The sequence below is a fragment of the Peribacillus folii genome, from assembly GCF_030271255.1.
GTDB lineage: Bacteria > Bacillota > Bacilli > Bacillales > DSM-1321 > Peribacillus.
In genome coordinates, this window is record NZ_JASJOM010000003.1 from 59,029 (window position 1) to 77,301 (window position 18,273).

Here is an 18,273-nt window from a genome sequence, read left to right on the forward strand (position 1 = left end):
TCTTATGCATGAATTCGAAGTAAACGTCCGTTTTTCCGAAACGGATGCCTTTGGTCCGATCAATAACACCAGTTACTTCATCTATCTGGAAGAAGCGCGAATGAAGTTCTTTGAAGCTCTCGGTCTGGCGACCGATGATCAGCCATGGAGTTTTTTATTAGCCTCAACAAACTGTAATTTTATTGGTCAAGGATACTTCAATCAACTGTTGACCATTAAGACTTTTTTGACAAAGGTGGGGACAAAAAGCTGTGATATCAGGCACGAAGTCCTTTGTTCACAAACGGGTGAGATGATTGCGGAAGGGCATGCGGTTTTGGTCTGTTATAATTTTGCCACTCAAAAAAGTGAACCGATACCAGAAAATATGAAAGAAAAGCTCATTTCTGAGATTGTACTTCATTAGCTTGAAAATAATTCGAAAGGATTGAAGCATATATGGTGGACGATACGATACCGGTTCGGCCTGGCGAGGAGCTGGATAGTAGCGTTTTAGAAAATTTCATCAGGAAAAATGTCAAGGGTCTTCCTGATGAGCCGTTGAATCTGAAACAATTTTCGACCGGTTATTCCAACTTGACCTATCAGCTGAAAATCGGGGAATGGGAAGCTGTACTGAGAAGACCGCCGCTTGGACCTGTTGCTCCCAAGGCACACGACATGAAGCGTGAACATCATATCCTATCATCCATCCATCCCTATTTCCAAGCGGCACCTGAGCCTATCTTGTTCTCGGATGATGAATCGATTGTAGGGGCCCCGTTTTTCCTGATGGAAAGGAAGCATGGATTGGTCATGGATGGTGCATTCCCGGAAGGATTGATTCCGACTGAGGGGCACTGCCGCAATCTTTCGCATGTCATGGTCAATCGGCTCGCCGATCTTCATTCAATTCCATTTGCGAAGACGGGATTAGTGGAAATCTCGAGACCAGATGGATTCATGGAAAGGCAAGTGCACGGGTGGATTTCCCGATATGAGAGAGCAAAGACGAATGAAATCAAAGAATTGAAGCCGCTGATTTCTTATTTAAAGAAAACTATCCCAAAATTCAGCCAAACTTCGATCATCCATTATGACTACAAGATCAACAATGCAATGTTCAATCAAGACCTTACGGAAATGGTGGGGTTATTCGATTGGGAGATGGCGACCATTGGCGATCCGCTAGCCGACCTGGGGGTGGCATTAAGCTACTGGACGGAAAGAAATGACCCCGAGTTGATCAAAATTGGCCTGGGGCATGCTTCGCTTACGACCATCAAAGGTTTTTTTACAAGAGAGGAATTTATCCAGGAGTATGCAACCAGAAGCGGCAGGGATGTAGCGAACATCGATTTTTATGTAACATTCGGTTACTTTAAATTGGCCGTCATCCTTCAGCAAATCTATTCGAGATATAAAAAGGGACAGACCAATGATCCGCGTTTCTCGCAACTTGGACAAACGGTAAAAAGCTTAGTTACCCATGCAGCGAATGTTGCAGCGAAGGAAGTATAAAGGCATGGGGCATGTACAAAACATTCATTTACTTTTAAAAAAAGAAGAGATCCGGAGGGATAAGCTTTCCGAAGGAGAGAAAGTGGCGGTCGTTCTTGATGTGCTGTTAGCGACCACCACGATCATATCGGCACTTCATAGCGGAGCTCGCCGGGTGATACCCGTCATGGACCCAGCTGAGGGCTTGTTAATCAGCAAGGAGGAACAGGGTGAGTATGTATTGGCAGGAGAGCTTAATGCGGCGCCTGTTGATGATTTGATCTATCCAAGTCCGACGCTGTTGAAGAAGATGGTACGCGATAAGACGCTCATCCTGTCCACAACCAACGGAACGGTTGCTTTGAGAAATTCCGCCGCTGCCAAAAAGGTGTATATCGCTTCTTTGCTGAATAACCCGGCAGTTGCAGAAAATATCATACGGCAGCACCAGACCGAAACGATCATCATTGTGTGCTCGGGAAATTCGGGTGAATTCAGCCTGGAGGATTTTTACGGGGCAGGACATTTGATCGATTGCCTGATGCTTGGCTCACGGGGGAGCTACAGCCTTAATGATGCCGCAAGGGCTGCAAGCGCGCTCTACCGCACGAATATCGAAAATGCCTTCGATATCCTGCAATCATCATATGTCGGACAGCTGTTCGATAGTCACAAATGGATCGACGATTTGAAATTGGCTGCGGATAAAGGTTCAATCGATCTTGTTCCCGAGCTGGTCGAGGGAATAATCGAAACAGCTTCCAGCAGACAGGAAATGCAGCATCAAAATCCGGATACGAGGTGAAAGGGATGAGATTCTCACAGTCAATTGCCGTAGTGACAGGCGCCGGTTCGGGGATTGGGAGGGCCACTGCGCAACGCTTATCCGATGAAGGGGCAAACGTATTGCTGGTAGGGCGAACGAAGGCGAAGCTGAAGGAGGCTGCAGCTGAAATCAATGCCCGGCACACCAGGCCGGTCGCCGATGTTTTCCCGGCAGATGTGACGGACGAAGAAGATGTCATGGAGCTTGCGATGTATGTGAAGGAACAATATCGCGATCTTCATATTTTAATCAATAACGCGGGCGGATCAAGATCCTCTAAGCTTTTGGACACCTCAGAGGATGATTGGGACATGGTTCAGCATGTCAACTTGAAAAGTGTATTCCTTGTGTCCAAGCATTTGGGGAAAGTGATGGTGGAAGGAGCGAGCGCTGAAGTGGGCGACCGTGTAAATCGGGCAATCGTGAATGTCGCTTCACTATCCGGACATCAAGCAGGAGCGGTCATTCCGCATTACAGTTCAGCTAAAGCAGGAGTCATCAGCTTAACGAAATCCTTGGCATTGGAACTGGGCCATGCAGGCATCCGGGTCAATTCTGTTTCGCCGGGATTCATCGAAACACCATTGACGGAGAATGGACTCCAAAATGAAAAATTCGTGCAGTCCATCCAGCGAAACACAGTATTGGAACGAGTGGGGAAGGCCGAGGAAATCAGCCATGTCATTGCATTTGCTGCATCAAGTGAGGCCTCGTATATGACGGGGACCGACATTCTAGTCGACGGCGGCTGGTTGATCAAATAACGAAGGAGATGGAGAAATGATAAAAGAACATTTAATGACAGAGGTAGCAGGCAATGTATTGGTTTTGACTTTGAATCGGCCTGAAAGCTTGAATGCCTTCAGTCCGGAGATGATTTCCAACTTAACGAAGGAAATCAAGGAGATTAAAGAAAAGCCCCATATAAGAGCAGTCGTCATCAAAGGGGCGGGAAGGTCATTCACTGCTGGCGGCGACGTGAAATCGATGGGAAAAGCCTCTGCAGGCCAATTATATGACCATGTCGGGAGGATGAATGATTGCATATTGGCTCTTGATGCTGCCGAGGTTCCCGTGATTGCGGCTGTCCATGGATTCGCGGCAGGTGCTGGCTTCAACTTGGCCCTTGCCTGTGATCTGATCATCGCCTCCGAGGATAGTCAATTTGCCATGAGTTTTTCACAGGTTGGCTTAATTTCGGATGGCGGCGGTTCGTATTTTTTACCGAAGTTGGTCGGCCCCCATCTTGCAAAGCAACTCTTCTTCTCGGCTGAACCGATTTCAGCTGAGCGCTTATATCAGTTGGGCATCATAAATTATCTATGTCCGATGAGTCAGCTTGAGGAGGAATCTTTCAAGCTTGCGAATAAATTGGCAAATGGTCCGACGAAAGCATATGGAATGATGAAAAAGCTTGTCAGCCATTCATTTACAGCCACCCTTGATGAAATGCTTGAGCATGAGCGTATTACGCAAACGTTGATGGCCTCTACGGAAGATCATGTAGAGGGAGTCGCTGCTTTCAAGGAGAAACGAAAACCGGAATTCACCGGTAATTGAGGGGGTATCATGATGAGGGCGATACAATTTAAGGAATATGGCGGGCCGGATGTATTAAAAATGACAGATATGGAAAGACCGGTCCCAACTGGCCATGAGGTGCTTATTGAAATCGATTGTGTCGGCGTCAATTATGCAGATACAGCCAGAAGGGAAGGGCAATATGTTGTGCCAACGCCGCTCCCGTTCATCCCGGGTGCGGAAGTAGCTGGAGTTGTGGTCGAGGTTGGCGGGAAAGTGACGAAAATCATGCCAGGTACAAGGGTGGTGAGCCTGATTGAATCGGGGGGCTATTCCGAATATGCCTTATCCGACGAGTACTCTGTGATTCCGCTGCCGGATGAGATTTCATTCCATGAAGCTGCAGCATTGCCCCTTCAAGGGCTGAGTGCTTATCATATTTTAAAGACGATGGGACGATTGCAGCAAGGAGAAACGGTCTTGGTACATGCCGCAGCAGGTGGAGTGGGAACGATTGCGGTCCAGCTTGCGAAAATATTCGGTGCAGCTAAAGTGATTGCAACTGCCAGCACCAAGGAAAAGTTGGAATTGGCAAAAAAACTGGGCGCTGATGTACTGATCGATTACACGGAGGAAGGCTGGGAACTGAAGGTTCGTGAGGCTACAGGAGGGACGGGAGTTGACGTGGCGTTGGAGATGGCTGGGGGGGACATATTCAATAAAACGCTGAAGTGCCTGGCTCCGTTCGGACGCCTTGTTGTTTTTGGCAATGCCAGCCGTGAAGGCTATACAATGAATCCGCAGCAACTAATGAGACGCAATCAATCCGTTGTAGGCTTCTTCCTGCCGCAAATCATGAAAAATCCGGATTTGCTGTTGCCCAGCATCGGCGACCTTTTTTCCTATGTCGCATCAGGAAAGCTTAAGCTGACAATCGGGGGCATCTATCCGTTTGAAAAGGCTGCGAATGTTCATGAAGAATTGAATACACGTCAAACGACAGGGAAACTGATTTTGCAGGTTAAATGAAAGAAAGGGGTGGATTACCGGAGAGCGGTACACCCCTTTTTTTGATGTAATCCCTCAATCCGTTTCGTTGCCGACATCTTTCTCGGGATGCATGAAGGGTGGATTTGGAGCTTTTTTCGCTTCTAACAGTTCACGGTTTTCCGCTGAATTCCAGCCTATATCATTTGTAGGATGGATCCATTCATCCCCAGCCATGATTTCGGGATCGGTATCTTCACTCCAGTTTTCGAGGGGGGAGTTATCTGATGCATATTTACTGTCCCCGATCACCACCCCGTAATCATTAACAAATGGAGCTTGTGTTTTGATGCCCGTTCCTTTAAAGCTTGGGGCGTTGATTTGGTGCGGCTGTGTTTCATTGATGATGGGTGAATCCAATTTCTTTTTCTTTTTCATATCCTATCTCCCTTTTAATGTTTCAATTATTTTTCTCGTCTGTCCCTATATTATCCCTGAATAATTTCGGTCCGATTTACCCCATCATAAACCGAACACTTTATTGAAAAGGATGGATGAAAATGAAACGGAAAGCCAATGTGGATGGTGCTGTCAAAGCCAGTAAAACGCCAAAAAGAAATCAGGCTGAAAATGAATTCTCAAATGAGTTCGCGGCAGAGGAAAACCCAATGAAGGGTGCCAACCGCAATTCGAAGCAAGGCAGCAAAGGGAAAAATTAATGGAAAAAGATAAACAAGTTCCAGAGGAAAAACAACTGGGGGAACATGTGCGGACTGAATTTGGAATCGAATTCAGCGGTGACATGAATGCAACCAAAATTTATGAAATATTGGCGAAGGAAAATAAAAAGCGAGAGAAAGAGTAATAAACAAGGGCGTATCCATGTTATGGAAACGCCCTTGTTTTTAATATACGGAATTTCTTGATTTCGGCATTGCGAAGATCGTCGAGCCATTGCCGCCCGGATCGAAATAAGCGAGCATGATCGAAGGGGCTTCAATAATGCTTCCCCCAGCTAAATATGTTTCCAGATCAAAAGGAAGTTCCTCGATTAATGTGTGTTTGTGAATTTCCTTTTCATTAAGTTCAAGGGCTTTGAAGGAGTGTCCAATTAGCTCAGGCTGAGCTAAGATGGCATCATAAATCTCTTTCCGGCGTTGTTTATCCATCGATGATCCCCACCATGGTTTCCGCGGCTTGTATTTTTGGTTGTTGAAATAATCCAACTTCATCAGACCTGTAATGGTTTCCAGCTGACTCGACTCACGGGAAGCAAGAAACTGCTGCAGACGTTTGAATAAGTCTTCCAGTTGATGTCCGATGCGTGACCAGCCCTGTTGATCCCAATACGTACCGAAATCTTGAAAAAAGTCGAAAGGCGATTGAAAGATTGTGTTAACCAGATATTCAGTCGTATAATCCATCCTATGATCATTCCAGTACTTTTCAAGGACGTCCTCAACTTGCTTGATCCTCACGATATCATCAAATGATAAAACATTATTCCCAAGTATTTCATAAGGAGCATGTTCACTGTAAATATACTGGTGTTCATCGGCACGTATCCGCAACCCAGTTCCACGGAGCATTTTCAGGAAGCCTAGCTGCATTTCTTCGGGCCTGAGTGCAAAAACATCATTGAAGGTCTTTTTGAAGGTGAGATAATCTTCTTCAGGTAAACCGGCAATCAAATCCAGATGCTGATCAATTTTCTTGCCATCTTTCACCATCGTAACCGTCCTTGTCAGCTTTTCGAAGTTTTGCCTTCTCATGACAAGGTCATTTGTGTGGTCATTCGTTGATTGTACACCGATTTCGAATCGGAACAAGCCTGCTGGAGCATTGTCGTTCAAGAATTGAATAACCTCCGGGCGCATGATGTCTGCGGTGATTTCAAACTGGAAAACGACTCCCGGCAGATGCTCATCAATCAAGAATTGGAACATCTCCATCGCATAGCTTCGGCTGATATTAAAGGTCCTGTCAACAAATTTAATGGTTTTTGCACCATTTTTCATCAAGTACCTGATATCTTCTTTGATCTTTTCCCGATCAAAGTACCTGACACCCACTTCGATGGAGGAAAGGCAAAATTGGCAGCTGAACGGGCAGCCACGGCTCGTTTCGATATAGGTGACCCGCTTGGATAAGTCAAGGCGATCTTCGTCCAATCGATAGGGGGTAGGAAGCGATTTAAGGTCAACCTTTCCGTTCTGTGGCTGAATTATATTCTTTCCGTCCTCCCGGTAGGCAATGCCGCCTATCCGCTTATAGTCCTGTGATCCTTCAATCTCGGATAGAAGTGACTTGAAAGTGACTTCGCCTTCCCCAATCACGATAAAATCAGCTCCGGGAATTTGGTCAAGCCAGTCGGTAACATCATACGTAACTTCAGGCCCTCCGAGAATGATCACTAATTCTGGATTGATTTTTTTAAGCATGGCCACGACCTTCATGGTTTCCTCGATATTCCAGATATAGCAGCTGAACCCGATGATATCAGGTTTCTTGGAATGAAGGTCACCGACTATGTTCATGATGGGATCTTTTATCGTGTATTCCGCCAGCTGCACCTCATAATCGGGTTGTGCATATGCCTTTAAGTAGCGTATTGATAGAGATGTATGGATATATTTTGCGTTTAAGGTACTAATGATGATATTCATATAAAAAAACGCCTGTCTCCTTTCATGTTCAATTTAAGACAGTAAACACTAACGAGTAATTTTACCATAGCGTGCTCCATTTGAAAAACGGTAGTAGGAAGAACCGATTTCATTGACTTGATGATCATGAAATGGAGGGGGCTCATATCACCCAGACACGAATATCATTTTACTTGGAAAAGGGTATGAAAAAACTGCAGATGAACTCGAGTACCTTTGAGTTCACCTACAGCCGGAAAAGGGGGCATGCTTTTAAAATGCCTGTTTAATATATTCTTTGGTTCTGGACATGAGCCGTTTTGTTTTAGTGGCCTTCAATTCGATGATCGGCTGTGCCATAGTGGCGATCATCTCGCTTGATAATAAGACAGTGATCAAGAATGATAGGCAGGCGAGCATGATGAAACTTTCTGTATTGCTGAAGTAGTCCTGAAACGTGCTCTCACGGAAAAATCGAATGAAGAATCCATGCAGCAGGTATACATATAAAGTTTGCTTGCCCCAATTGGTAAAGAAATATTGTCCCCGGGGAATGAAGGAGAGGAAGCTGAAAACGGAAATCAGGCTCAATCCATAAAACCCAAGGCGTTTGAACATGGACACGATCGTCGCATCTTCCAGCTCGGCATATGGCTTGGAGCCGAGCAGCCATTTATAGTTGATATCAGTATTTAAATAAAAGCCGATGAAGATCACTATCATCACACCAAGGGAAGCGATACGGACCTTTGGAGTGAATAATTTTTTTAAATGGTCCTTGCTTAAATGATATCCGATCAAGAACATCGGGAAAAAAACGAAAGTCCTTGAAAGACTAAGATAATTGGAAATATGGTCCGCATACCCAACCAATAAAGCGATCATGATCGACAGACCTATCCCGGTCGATGGCTTTAGCTTTGAAAATCCAAGCAGCATGATGTTCCAGCAGAATAGACTGATCAAGAACCAAAGAGACCATTGCGGATCAAGCAAGTCTACTGTGAGAGCAGAGCGTTTATATAAGAAATAATAATAAACGGCATATATCAGTTGGAAAATGACGTATGGTAAAATCAATTTTTTTGTAATTTTGGCCAAGTACCCTTTTTGATAGAACCCTTTTGCAAAGAATCCCGAAACAAGGATAAAGGCTGGCATGTGGAACGAATAAATGGTTTTATATAAGGCGTAAATCGTTTCATTGTCATGTATATACGTATTGAGCAAATGTCCAAAGACGACGAATGCCATAAGTATGAACTTGGCATTATCGAAGAAAAAATCACGTTGTTTCATAGTTGCCTCCATTTAAGAGAATTTTAAGGTAGCTAGAAAGCATTGTTATTTTTATACCCTAATTTTGCCGTGCGGAATCATGATTTAACGAATTAATTTTATGATTTCAATCTTAAATTAAGCTTAACGTTAAATTTTATAGGATTCAACATACGATAATTTGACATTTAGGTAAAAAATGGATTTAAATAATTGCAGTATTTTTAAAAAAAATTGCGAGGAAATTCAATATGTATGTCGAATAAAGTTTGGTAAGTATGGGTTTTGATAAGGGGTGTGGATAATTATGAACATCGGTTTGGAAAATGAAACGGAATATAAACAAGAACTCGAAAAATTGAAAATAGAGCTTGAAGGTTTTCAAAACATTTTCAATTCAATGTCGGAGCCTTATGTCAGGATCGACCAAGAACTACGGTTTTCTTATGTCAATGATGCCGCCTGTGCCCTGCTGGGGACCCCTGCAGAAAAGCTTTGCACCATGAAGATTACGGATTTTCTCGACGTCATCCCTTTAAGTAATCAGGAAGAGTCCAGCTTACGAGGAAAACCGAAAGATGGAGAGAGGCAAATGATCCAGCTCCATACAGGAGATCTTAAACAAATTGAATTTATTCCTGTCGGTGCAGCTACCAATGACGAGCAAATGTATCGACTGGAAGATGTGACGTTGGAAGTGTCTGCATCCCGGGAAAAAAATACGTCAAGACAGATGTTTTTGGACATATTCGATACTTCGATTGAAAGCATCGTCCTTTTTGACAGTTCGGGAATAATTATGGAAGTAAATCATGCTTTCATCCAGGTATTGGGCATTCCGAAAAGGGAAATCGTCGGAAAGAATATGCTGGATTTCATTTCTCCCGATTATAAGAAATATTGGGTTCAATCTCTAGGTAAAGTCTTTGAAGTATCTACCTTCAAGGGGGAGGTAGAAATGATCATCAGGGATGAGCCGTATCACTTCACTTTTTCGATTAGTCCCACGGTAGCAAATAATTTATACATGTCCGTATTTCGGAGGCTTACGGAATCCAATCTGATAGAAAAAAGGTTGGAGACAAGCGAACGGATTTTTGCCGAATTATTTGACCAATCCATGGATGCAATCATATTCTGGAATGATGACGGAATCATCTTTCGAGTCAATCACTCCGCATGTAAAATATTCGAATCAACAAGGAAGGAAATGATCGGAAGTTATATCTGGAAATATGTATACAGCAATAATCAGCATTTTGAGCAGATGATGGAAACCTTTGAAAGGGACACGCAAGTGAGGGGTGAGCTGCTGTATAAAATGCCGAATGATCAAATTAAATTACTTGAATTGACGGCAAAAAAACATGAGGGTGATGGGTACAACGTCACGATTTTCCGGAATGTCAGTGAGCGCTGGCTGATTGAAAAGGAATTGAGGGATAGCGAGAAGAAATTCAGGAAAATTTTTGAGGGAACGTTGGACGGATTGATATTATGGAAACACGAGGGGTTCAAGGATATTAATGAAGCGGGACAGGAAATTTTGGAAATATCGAAGGATAGACTGCTTTCTTTTACAGTAAAGGAATTCATCGAGAAGATTCCTGGAAACGCCATTGACTTGAATGCACACATTGAGAATGTATACAAGCATGAGGTCTTCTCATCCATCATCCCGATAAAATTCGAAGATGGCCGTGTTAAGCATATTGAATTTTTAACGAGGAAAAATGTTTACTCGGGTCTGAACCTAAGTATATTTCGTGATGTGAGTAAGAACCTGGAAATGCAAGCGCAAATCCGCAAATCGGACACGTTGAATGTCGTCGGTGAATTGGCGGCAGGGATTGCTCACGAAATCAGGAATCCGATGACGGCTTTAAAAGGTTTTATCCAATTGCTTGAGGATGGAGTGGAAGGGGATTTCTCAACATATTTTCATGTCATCACATCCGAAATCAAACGAATTGAAACCATTATCACTGAATTCTTGGTATTGGCGAAACCGCAGGCGCTCAAAATTGTCAAACAAGATGTGCATACCATTTTGCGTGAAACACTTGAATTGCTTGCAGCGCAGGCTTTATTGGAAAATATTCAATTCGATACGTACTTCGAACAAGCTGAGCTGCCTGTCTTATGTGAAGCGAACCAGTTAAAGCAGGTTTTCATTAACATCGTGAAAAATGCTTTGGAAGTCATGCCTGATGGCGGATCTGTGCGAATTCAAACTAGACGATGCTCAGGGCAATACGTTTGTATATCAATTACTGACCAAGGAATGGGAATTTCATCGGAAAAACTTAAAAAATTGGGTGAGCCCTTTTATACGACGAAAGATCGGGGAACAGGGCTTGGGCTTATGGTCAGTTATAAAATAATTGAAGAACATAAAGGCTATATAGATGTCGAAAGTGTAGTCGATAGGGGAACGAGCTTTCATATATATTTGCCGTCGGAACCGTGAAGCCGAGAAGAGGCTTGCAACCATCCCTTTAAATGAAACTGAATAAACCATGAAAGGGAATCGGGAAATGGGTTCCTTTTTTTTTGCCTTTAGGGTTTCTATAAGACTCGATAGGGGGTCTGAATTCTCGTCATTTCCTGTCTGCTTGTGGGATATGCTTTATCGCAATTTAAGAAGTTTTGTCTTTTTTTGCGAATCTATTTACATATAAGGCATATTTTGTAATACTTCTTAAATATGATGTAACTATAAAAGGTCAGGAGTAGTGAATGAAGCTATGAATTCTAGGGGTGCAATGGAAATTTGTTCTGAGATTCGCATGAAGCGTTGGGAAATGATGGAGTTGGCAAAGGCATATGGGCTAGGTCATGAGTATACCCTTCGCCAGAGCGAGCAGCTTGATATACTGATAAATGAATATTTAATCCTTCAACACCATTCATCGGTGGAAGTGAGGAATAAGCGAGAAGACATGGTCGTCATTGTACAGAAGCCATTTTCCGATGACTTTGCATTGTGAATGGAGCAGCATGTTATCTCACCTATATAAGTTGGAAAAATATCTTTGTGCATGTGGGAATATCTAGGGAAGGCACCATGAGGTGTGCTGTCAGATGTTGAAGAAGCCAAATCGACAATTAGGCAGCGGAATTATAGATTATGATGACTAACGATACTTTGGAAGAAGCTGTATGGAACCGGTTAGATGAATTTACATGAAGAGCTGACCCAGGCGAGCCAGCCAATGCATCACAATATCTCCAATAATAGGACCATGAACAAAAGGCCTATAATGAAAGAATAGGTGGAGGTTCGTTCATTGCCATCTCCATGACTTTCCGGAATCAATTCCTTATAAACAATGAAAAGCATGGCCCCGGCCGCAAACGCCAGGCCGTATGGAACGAGGAACCCGATGTATGAGGTTAAGTAAAATCCTAATAATCCGGTAAATATTTCAATGGCGCCAGTTAAGGTGGCAATGATGAACGCAGTGAATTTACCGATTTTTTGATTGATTAGAAACAGGGCGACCAGCAAGCCTTCCGGGGCATTCTGCAGCCCGATGGCAAATGCGATCAGGTTACCCGTATCCGCTGTAGCCGATGCGTAACTCACCCCGACGGAAAGCCCCTCAGGAATATTGTGAAGTGTGATGGCAGTAATGATAAGCAGGGCCTTTTCATCAAATTGAATGCCGCTTTTCGTATGGCTGAGATCGATATGCGGGATGTTCTTTTCCATCATCGTCAATGTCATGACCCCGAGGAAAACTCCAATGACAAGCTGAATATAGCCTCCCGTGGCAAGAGCCTCAGGTATCAGGCTCAATAATGAAGCTGCCATCATGATACCAGCGGTGAATGCCAGAAGCGTGTCCCTGAACCGGTGTGTGATCGAGCCTTGAATGAACAAGATAGGTAACGCACCGAGCCCTGTAGACATAGCAGATAGGATACTGCCTAATAAAACTCCACTCATGAATGTCTCCTTTGCATGGTACTTATCGATTCGTATTCGTAAACAAAATGGTGAAACAATAATGTATTGTATTGAGCGGATGAGAAATAGGTTCCAGATAAAAGGGCAGTCCCATCAAGTTTGCGATCACTCTGCAGCGTACCATTTTTTTAATGTCGAATCCGTCGGCAGCAGCAAGCTGATGAGGCCTAGCAATGGCAAGAATCCGACAAGCTTGATCATGGATTCGATTCCGATTATATCCGCGATGGCTCCCAGTGATACCGACCCGATTGCGCCCATCCCGAAAGCCAAACCTACAGTCAAGCCAGCCATCGTTCCCACTTTGCCAGGGACCAATTCCTGAGCATATATGACGGTGACCGAAAAGCTGCTCATGATGATGAAGCCTCCCGCCAATAGCAGGACGAAAGCGACAGCTGGAGGCACGAATGGCAAAAGGGCGGTGATGGGTGTGCTTGCAGCGAAAGAAAGAAAAATCACATTCTTACGCCCGAATCTATCCGCAAGCGGACCGCCAAAAAAGGTCCCTACCGCTCCAGCTGCCAAAAAGGCGAACAAGAATATTTGAGCGGATTTTATCGTGAATGAATTCTGTTCGATTAAATAGAAACTATAGAAGTTGGTCATACAGGATACATACCAGGAACGGGCAAAAATAATGAATAAAATCAAGATCAATGCTTTTGCCACTTTATGGGAACGTTCTTTATTGATTACCTTTGCAGCTAGCTTTTTCGGTTGAAAGGAAACGAGTTTTTGTGAATACCACTTGGCGATATAGAGCAACAAGATTACGGCTGCCAAGGCAACGAGGGCAAACCAGAGTGCACCTTTTTGGCCAAAAGGGACAAGCACGATCGCTGTGATGAGCGGCGCTAGGGCCTGCCCGCTATTTCCTCCAACCTGATAAATCGATTGTGCCAAACCTCTCTTGGTGCCTCCGGCCATATAGGCGACCCTGGATCCTTCAGGGTGGAAAATGGCTGAACCGAAGCCCATCAGGATTACTGCCCCAAGGATGATGGTGTAGTTAGGTGCAAGGGCAAGTATGGTTACCCCGATCAGAGTACTTGTCAATCCAATGGGCAATGCATAGGGAATGGGCTTTTTATCCGTATAGAAGCCGACGGCAGGCTGAAGAAGCGATGAGACAATATTCAAGCAGAATGCGATCATTCCAAGCTGGGTATACGTCAGCGACATGGATTTTTCAAGAATGGGGAACATGGCCGGTACGACGGCCTGAAGAGAATCATTCATCAGATGGCAAATGCCGATGATGATCATGATTTTCAAAGTCATATCCTGTTTTTGTGATTTTGTTTTCACGGCGGTGATACTTCCCATTTGTATATTTCCTTCTTCCTGATTTAAGAATTTGACTATTCCATATATATGTAAAATGCAGATGCCTTATTAATGGGCGTCGTTCAACGATCGAGGATGTTTGGTAACTAGAGGCAAACTGATTGTAACGGTTGTCCCGATTAGCGGTTTGCTAGTAAGCTCAATTTTTCCATTAAATGATTCGATGATCCGTTTGCATACAAACAGCCCTAATCCGGTTCCTTCCTTTTTCGATGTGTAAAAAGGATCAAACACTTTACCGATTTCCTTTTCATTCAACCCTTGTCCCATGTCAATGATGTCAATTTTCGCATATTCATTTTCATGATATACCCGTATGCTTAATTTTTCGCCATCCTTCATGGCCTCGAATCCATTTTTGACAGTGTTGAGAATGATTTGTTTAAGCTGATCCTTCGTGCATTGGACCCAAATTGGCTCCTTCATGATATTCCATGCCACATCCATATTGAAATGCCGTGCTTCTGATTCTATTATTGGTCTTAATTCGGCAATGATACTGCGTACATCATAGATGGATAAATTCCTTGCCAAAGGTTTCCCTAAAATCAGAAACTCGCTGACGATGCTATTGATCCGCTCGATTTCCTTCATGATGACAGAGTAATAAAACTGATCTTGTTCTTCAGGATGCTTTTCAACCAGCAGTTGTATGAGCCCTTTTATGCCAGTAAGGGGGTTTTTGATTTCATGGGCGGTACTGGCGGCCAACGTTCCGACAAAATCTATTTTTTGCCTTTCGGTCAGTTCCTTTTGCCTTTTCGCCTCTCTGCGAACGAGTAGCTCCTCCACGGCCGTATAGATCATGTGAGTAAAAAAGAAGGTAAAAAAGACAAGCATTAAAAAAACATTCATGGTATTTGTGTTAAGCGTGTCGGGCTTTTGGACGGAAAGGGTCCAATCGACTTCTGACAAAGGGAAATCCACCCATTTCGAATGTCCGGAAGTGTTGTCGGCATTTATACTTAAGACGCGAATATGATCGCTCGTTTCAAGTTTCAAGGCTTGATCAGGGATCAGGATATTTAATATTTTTTCCATGCGGTCGATTGTGATTTGTGCCAATAAAAACCCGTGAGCTTTTTTCTCATGGTCGAGGATGGGGGCGAAAATGGAAAAATGATTAATTCCAGAATTATTCAACGCCTTCCCCTCTGCAACAACGGCTCTTTGCGTTATGATTGCTTTGTTAATATCAGCTTGTTCGATTAAATAGTAATGGTAAAATGCCTTATTCGTCCCCGACAAAGAGATTCCGTCCATATTGACCCAATAAACATCGGCATATCTCGGATCCGTGTCCAAAATCCATTTCATAAGGTGTTCGGTCTTTTTATCATCCATATAAAGAACTGAACTGCTAAGGCTTAGCAGTTCAAGCTTTTTTTTTGTTTCACCGATAACTTGGTCAATGTATTCCTGATAAACAGATCCGGCCCATTCTGCTTGCTCCTGCCTTTCCTTTTGGATGGACCTGTCTAAATGCCGCCAATAAATGATGGACATAATAATTAATGGTAAAATAACAATGAGAAGGTAGGTCGTGAATTTATGCCTCTTTTTCATGTTCGTCACTACTTTAACTTTTTTTTTCAAGTATAACAAACTGTTTGATTAAACAATACATTCTCGAGTCGTAAATTGACAAAGAAGTCAAAATGCCATATAATAACTTTTAATTCAAGATATTTTAATTAAAAATACTTTAAGGTTGTGAGTTTATGGAGAATAATAACATCCAACAGTCATTGAAACTGTTTATTGTGATGTCTAGAGCTCATCGCTCCATTAATGATGTTGTGAATAAATATATAGCAGAGGAAGGTTTGAATCCAACTGAGTTTGCGGTACTTGAATTACTTTATCACAAAGGCGATCAGCCTCTCCAGCAAATTGGCGGAAAAATCCTGCTGGCTAGCGGCAGCATCACATATGTCGTGGACAAACTTGAGCAGAAGGAATATCTTCAGCGGATTGCTTGTAAAGAAGACCGCCGTGTAACCTTTGCCAAGATAACGGATAAAGGAAAAGATTTTATTGAAGGGGTATTTCCCGAGCATGAAAAGAGAATCGATGACATCATGAGCGTACTTACCCAAGAAGAAAAAGCTACAGCTATTGAGCTGCTTAAAAAGATTGGTTATTCCGCTCAAAGCTAGCTTAAAAGCCAGCGCCCTTTGTTTAATGGGTGCTGGTTTTTTTATCGGAAGGTGCAATGCCGCAAATGAAAAGCTTCTTGTCAAGACTTGAAGGTTTTTAATATCATTTCGGCGAATGTAATGAATGTATGACAATACCCGCATCGGAATTTTGTGTAGCAGCAATATAGGGTTAGTAGGATAAGCGGGTGAAATGGGAAAAGGAGCGTGTACATATGAAATTTAACGAGTATGAATATAAACGTCCGGAAATGGATGAGATAAAGGCGAGGTTCATGAAATCCTTGGATAAGTTAACGGGAGCAAAGGATGCAACTGCCCAAATGGTGGCCATTGATGAAATAAATGAAATTCGAAATTATGTGGGCACGATGTTCAACTTGGTCCATATTCGCCATTCCATTGATACGAATGATCAATTCTATAAAGCGGAGAATGATTATTTGGATGACTTTTCCCCAGAAATGGAAGAGTTGACTTCAAAATTTTACAAGGAACTTGTTTTTTCGGCGCATCGGCAGGAGCTTGAGTCGAGGTGGGGCAGTCAATTATTTGATTTGGCCGAGGCCCAGCTTAAAACCTTCTCACCAGATATCATTCCTCAGCTTCAAAAGGAAAATAAATTATCCAGTCAATACTCGCAATTGATTGCATCCGCCAAAATCCAATTTGACGGCAGGGAGCTAACACTTGCTCAGCTACAACCTTTTATGGAGTCAGCGGATCGTGAGGAAAGAAGGAAATCAAGCAAGGCATATTATGGATTTTTCGAAGACAATCAGGCGGAATTGGATCGTATATTCGATGAACTTGTCAAGGTGAGGCATGAGATTGCGCTTGCGCTTGGTTATCGAAATTTTGTCGAACTCGGATATTATCGAATGAACAGGACTGATTATGATGCCAAAATGGCCGCTTCCTTCCGAAAGCAGATAAAGGATGAAGTCGTTCCGCTTGTCACCAGGCTGAAGGAACGGCAGCGTGAGCGTCTAGTCTTGGATACCCTGAATTACTATGATGAGGATTTTCATTTCAGGACGGGGAATGCGGTTCCTAAAGGTGACCCGGAGTGGATAATCGCGAATGGGAAAAAGATGTATCATGAGCTGTCGCCTGAAACGGATGAGTTCTTCAATTTTATGATCGACAATGACTTGATGGATCTCGTGGCCAAGAAAGGAAAAGAAAGCGGTGGCTACTGCACTTTCATTGAAGATTATAAGGCACCTTTCATCTTTTCCAATTTCAACGGAACCTCAGGGGATATCGATGTTTTAACGCATGAAGCAGGCCATGCCTTCCAAGTGTATCGCAGCCGTAACCTCGATATACCTGAGTATTACTGGCCTACCTATGAAGCGTGTGAAATCCATTCGATGAGCATGGAGTTTCTTACATGGCCATGGATGGAACTGTTTTTCAAAGAAGATACGGAAAAGTATAAGTATGCCCATTTGAGCGGGGCACTCATCTTCCTGCCGTACGGGGTGGCTGTTGATGAATTCCAGCATTTCGTTTATGAAAATCCCGAAGCCTCTCCACATGAAAGAAAACTGGCTTGGCGTAAAATCGAGCGGGAGTATTTACCGCATCGTGAATATGAGGAAAATGAATATTTAGAGAATGGCGGATTTTGGCAGCGGCAAAGCCATATCTATCAAGCGCCTTTTTATTATATCGATTATACACTGGCCCAAATATGTGCATTTCAATTCTGGAAGAGATCTGTTGAAAAAGATGAGACGGCCTGGCAGGATTATTTACACCTGTGCCGACTTGGGGGCAGCCAATCCTTCCTTGGTCTCGTTGAATCCGCGAATTTGAAATCCCCGTTTGTTGATGGCACTGTCGAGTCTGTCGTGAGGGTGATCGACGAATGGCTTTCCACCGTTGATGATAAAACACTATAATTACTAGAAATTACAAATTGCGCCAAAACAACGCTTGAGGATTTATCCTTGGGCGTTGTTTTATGTTAAAGAAACATTGAATTTAACAGGGCTGGCAGCCATACGACTCTGTGCACAGAAAAAAACCTGTCGCAAGGAATATCAC

General features: G+C 43.3%; 18 protein-coding genes. 12 read left to right on the plus strand and 6 right to left on the minus strand.

Annotated elements, in window-relative coordinates:
• The first annotated feature begins 4 nt into the window (after positions 1–4).
• Genes QNI08_RS05305 through QNI08_RS05330 form a run of 6 tightly spaced genes read left to right on the plus strand, consistent with a single transcriptional unit; the run spans position 5 to position 4,855 of the window.
• Positions 5–406 carry an acyl-CoA thioesterase gene (locus tag QNI08_RS05305; RefSeq protein WP_285766400.1) on the plus strand — a complete coding sequence of 134 codons (402 nt, stop codon included), beginning with the start codon at positions 5–7 and terminating at the stop codon, positions 404–406.
• 32 nt (positions 407–438) lie between these two features.
• Complete coding sequence (locus QNI08_RS05310; protein ID WP_285766401.1) at positions 439–1,500, plus strand: phosphotransferase family protein; 1,062 nt, start codon at positions 439–441, stop codon at positions 1,498–1,500.
• Between the two features lie 4 nt (positions 1,501–1,504).
• Positions 1,505–2,284 (plus strand): 2-phosphosulfolactate phosphatase, encoded by a 780-nt coding sequence (locus QNI08_RS05315; protein ID WP_285766402.1) that lies wholly within the window; start codon positions 1,505–1,507, stop codon positions 2,282–2,284.
• Between the two features lie 5 nt (positions 2,285–2,289).
• The gene (locus QNI08_RS05320) at positions 2,290–3,069 is read left to right on the plus strand and encodes an SDR family NAD(P)-dependent oxidoreductase (RefSeq protein ID WP_285766403.1); all 780 of its coding nucleotides are present in this window, start codon (positions 2,290–2,292) and stop codon (positions 3,067–3,069) included.
• Between the two features lie 16 nt (positions 3,070–3,085).
• Complete coding sequence (locus QNI08_RS05325) at positions 3,086–3,865, plus strand: enoyl-CoA hydratase/isomerase family protein (protein ID WP_285766404.1); 780 nt, start codon at positions 3,086–3,088, stop codon at positions 3,863–3,865.
• A 12-nt stretch (positions 3,866–3,877) separates the two neighbouring features.
• Complete coding sequence (locus QNI08_RS05330; RefSeq protein ID WP_285766734.1) at positions 3,878–4,855, plus strand: quinone oxidoreductase family protein; 978 nt, start codon at positions 3,878–3,880, stop codon at positions 4,853–4,855.
• Between the two features lie 54 nt (positions 4,856–4,909).
• Here QNI08_RS05330 and QNI08_RS05335 read toward each other — a convergent pair whose 3' ends face one another.
• A complete protein-coding gene (locus QNI08_RS05335; RefSeq protein ID WP_285766405.1) occupies positions 4,910–5,251 on the minus strand; it encodes a DUF3905 domain-containing protein in 342 nt (113 codons plus the stop codon).
• Positions 5,252–5,373: 122 nt separating this feature from the next.
• Between QNI08_RS05335 and QNI08_RS05340 the strand changes: the two genes are divergently transcribed.
• Both QNI08_RS05340 and QNI08_RS05345 read left to right on the plus strand, forming a co-directional pair.
• Positions 5,374–5,532, plus strand: a complete 159-nt coding sequence (locus QNI08_RS05340; RefSeq protein WP_285766406.1) for a hypothetical protein — start codon at positions 5,374–5,376, stop codon at positions 5,530–5,532.
• Positions 5,532–5,678: a hypothetical protein gene (locus QNI08_RS05345; RefSeq protein WP_285766407.1), complete on the plus strand. Its 147-nt coding sequence runs from the start codon at positions 5,532–5,534 to the stop codon at positions 5,676–5,678. The genes QNI08_RS05340 and QNI08_RS05345 overlap by 1 nt, the downstream gene beginning before the upstream one ends.
• A gap of 40 nt (positions 5,679–5,718) precedes the next feature.
• On the opposite strand, the gene QNI08_RS05350 is transcribed toward QNI08_RS05345, so the two are convergent.
• Together QNI08_RS05350 and QNI08_RS05355 are read right to left on the minus strand one after the other, a co-directional pair.
• Complete coding sequence (locus tag QNI08_RS05350) at positions 5,719–7,479, minus strand: B12-binding domain-containing radical SAM protein (RefSeq protein WP_285766408.1); 1,761 nt, start codon at positions 7,477–7,479, stop codon at positions 5,719–5,721.
• Between the two features lie 252 nt (positions 7,480–7,731).
• Entirely contained in the window at positions 7,732–8,757 is a 1,026-nt protein-coding gene (locus QNI08_RS05355) for an acyltransferase family protein (protein WP_285766409.1), read from the minus strand.
• Positions 8,758–9,043: 286 nt separating this feature from the next.
• On the opposite strand from QNI08_RS05355, the gene QNI08_RS05360 reads away from it, so the two are divergent.
• Both QNI08_RS05360 and QNI08_RS05365 read left to right on the plus strand, forming a co-directional pair.
• A complete protein-coding gene (locus QNI08_RS05360; RefSeq protein ID WP_285766410.1) occupies positions 9,044–11,206 on the plus strand; it encodes a PAS domain-containing sensor histidine kinase in 2,163 nt (720 codons plus the stop codon).
• Between the two features lie 295 nt (positions 11,207–11,501).
• Entirely contained in the window at positions 11,502–11,726 is a 225-nt protein-coding gene (locus tag QNI08_RS05365; protein ID WP_285766411.1) for an aspartyl-phosphate phosphatase Spo0E family protein, read from the plus strand.
• Positions 11,727–11,956: 230 nt separating this feature from the next.
• On the opposite strand, the gene QNI08_RS05370 is transcribed toward QNI08_RS05365, so the two are convergent.
• The 3 genes from QNI08_RS05370 to QNI08_RS05380 all read right to left on the minus strand — a co-directional run bounded on the left by QNI08_RS05370 (position 11,957) and on the right by QNI08_RS05380 (position 15,625).
• Positions 11,957–12,688, minus strand: coding sequence for a ZIP family metal transporter (locus QNI08_RS05370; RefSeq protein ID WP_285766412.1), 732 nt, complete (start codon positions 12,686–12,688; stop codon positions 11,957–11,959).
• Positions 12,689–12,814: 126 nt separating this feature from the next.
• On the minus strand, positions 12,815–14,038 hold the full coding sequence (locus QNI08_RS05375; protein ID WP_285766413.1) for an MFS transporter: 1,224 nt from the start codon (positions 14,036–14,038) through the stop codon (positions 12,815–12,817).
• Between the two features lie 69 nt (positions 14,039–14,107).
• Positions 14,108–15,625, minus strand: a complete 1,518-nt coding sequence (locus QNI08_RS05380) for a PAS domain-containing sensor histidine kinase (protein WP_285766414.1) — start codon at positions 15,623–15,625, stop codon at positions 14,108–14,110.
• A 155-nt stretch (positions 15,626–15,780) separates the two neighbouring features.
• On the opposite strand from QNI08_RS05380, the gene QNI08_RS05385 reads away from it, so the two are divergent.
• Positions 15,781–16,218 (plus strand): MarR family winged helix-turn-helix transcriptional regulator, encoded by a 438-nt coding sequence (locus QNI08_RS05385; protein ID WP_285766415.1) that lies wholly within the window; start codon positions 15,781–15,783, stop codon positions 16,216–16,218.
• 215 nt (positions 16,219–16,433) lie between these two features.
• Positions 16,434–18,128 carry a M3 family oligoendopeptidase gene (locus tag QNI08_RS05390; RefSeq protein ID WP_285766416.1) on the plus strand — a complete coding sequence of 565 codons (1,695 nt, stop codon included), beginning with the start codon at positions 16,434–16,436 and terminating at the stop codon, positions 18,126–18,128.
• Positions 18,129–18,273: the final 145 nt, after the last annotated feature.